General features: G+C 46.1%; 2 protein-coding genes. Both read left to right on the top strand.

Annotation, left to right across the window (positions count from 1 at the left end; all coding sequences use genetic code 11):
• On the top strand, nt 1–812 hold an 812-nt coding region (lpxB, locus tag A3738_RS07305), incomplete at its 5' end, for a lipid-A-disaccharide synthase (protein WP_068763486.1).
• The gene (gene rnhB, locus A3738_RS07300) at nt 812–1,438 is read left to right on the top strand and encodes a ribonuclease HII (protein ID WP_068478400.1); all 627 of its coding nucleotides are present in this window, start codon (nt 812–814) and stop codon (nt 1,436–1,438) included. The genes lpxB and rnhB, both read left to right, overlap by 1 nt.
• The last annotated feature ends 72 nt before the right edge of the window (nt 1,439–1,510 follow it).

Genomic DNA, 1,510 nt, shown 5'->3' with positions numbered 1-1,510 from the left:
AAGCTGGAATCAAGACCGCGCATTATGTCAGTCCGTCGGTATGGGCATGGCGTCAGAAGCGTGTTGTTAAGATTGCCCGCGCGGTTGATTTGATGTTGACCCTATTTCCGTTTGAAGCNAAGTTTTATAAATCGCACAATGTTTCTGTTCGGTTTGTCGGACACCCTCTCGCCGATTTGATACCCCTTAAGCCTAATCGAGAAGCAGCACGAAAGGCTTTAAGTCTCCAAAATATGGACTCCATGGTAGCCATATTGCCGGGAAGTCGTTCGGGCGAGGTAAGCCGTATCGCTCGCTCCTTCTTTGAAGCTGCAGAATTAATCAGAAAAGAGAATCCATCGACAACGTTTGTTGTTCCTTGTGTTAATCAAGATCGTTTCGACCAAGTTGAAGAGATATTAAAAGAATTCCCGGATCTCAACGTTTCGTTAGTACTTGGGCGTTCACGCGAGGTGATGGCAGCTTCCAATTTGGTTTTGCTAGCATCTGGAACTGCTACGCTTGAGTGTATGTTGATGAAACGGCCAATGGTTGTATCGTATCGTTTGAACAAGCTTACGTACTGGGTGATGCAGAGGTTAATTAAGACGCCATTTGTCGCTTTGCCAAACTTATTAGCGAATAAGCTACTAGTGCCAGAGTTGTTACAAGACGACGCAACGCCGGTTAATATATCTAAGGCTGCTTTAGAGCGCCTTTCTGATGAGGGTCAGAACGAAGTCGCTGCTACTTTCACTTCTCTACATGAAAGCCTGCAACGTAACGCTAGTTCCGAAGCTGCTCAAGCTGTTTTGGATTTGGTTCGCCGTTAATGGAATGCTTCTTCCGTGATGATTTTCAGTACGCTAAGGGCTATTCTGGGCAGTTATTAGCTGGAGTTGATGAGGTTGGCCGAGGGCCGCTTGTTGGTTCTGTGGTTGCTGCAGCCGTAATTCTTGATCCTGACCAAGAAATCGAAGGTTTAGCAGACTCTAAAAAACTGTCTGAAAAAAAACGCACGAAACTTGCTGACGAAATTAAGAGTAAAGCGCTTGCGTGGTCTATCGCTGAAGCAAGCCCAGCGGAGATCGATGAGCTAAACATTCTCCACGCCTCCATGTTAGCGATGGAGCGTGCGGTTAACTCTCTTAGCGTTCGTCCCGAGCATTTGCTTGTCGATGGAAATCGTGTTCCAAAGGGTCTCAATTGCTCAGCAAGTCCTTTAATAAAGGGGGATGCATTGGCGAAGTGTATTAGCGCCGCTTCTATTCTCGCCAAGGTATGGCGCGACGCTGATATGGTTCGTCTGGATGCTTGCTATCCTCAGTATGGATTCGCGAAGCATAAAGGCTATCCCACAAAGGCGCATTTTCTTGCGCTTGATCAACATGGTGTTTGTCCAGAGCATCGAAAGTCTTTTGCTCCCGTTGCAAAGTTGTTGCACAAAACTACTAGTTAGCAGGTTCTGCGTGACTTAGCACTTATATTGGATTTGCAGTAATTCACAAAACGCAAATTGGTCAAAAATATG

It is taken from the genome of Oleiphilus sp. HI0066 (genome assembly GCF_001635725.1).
The sequence above is the reverse complement of the archived record's forward strand: the minus strand, read 5'-3'. Positions and strand labels throughout refer to the sequence as shown.

Excerpts from the sequence above, each read along its gene's own strand:
- rnhB (WP_068478400.1), top strand. The coding sequence starts at position 812 with ATGGAATGCTTCTTCCGTGATGATTTTCAGTACGCTAAGGGCTATTCT.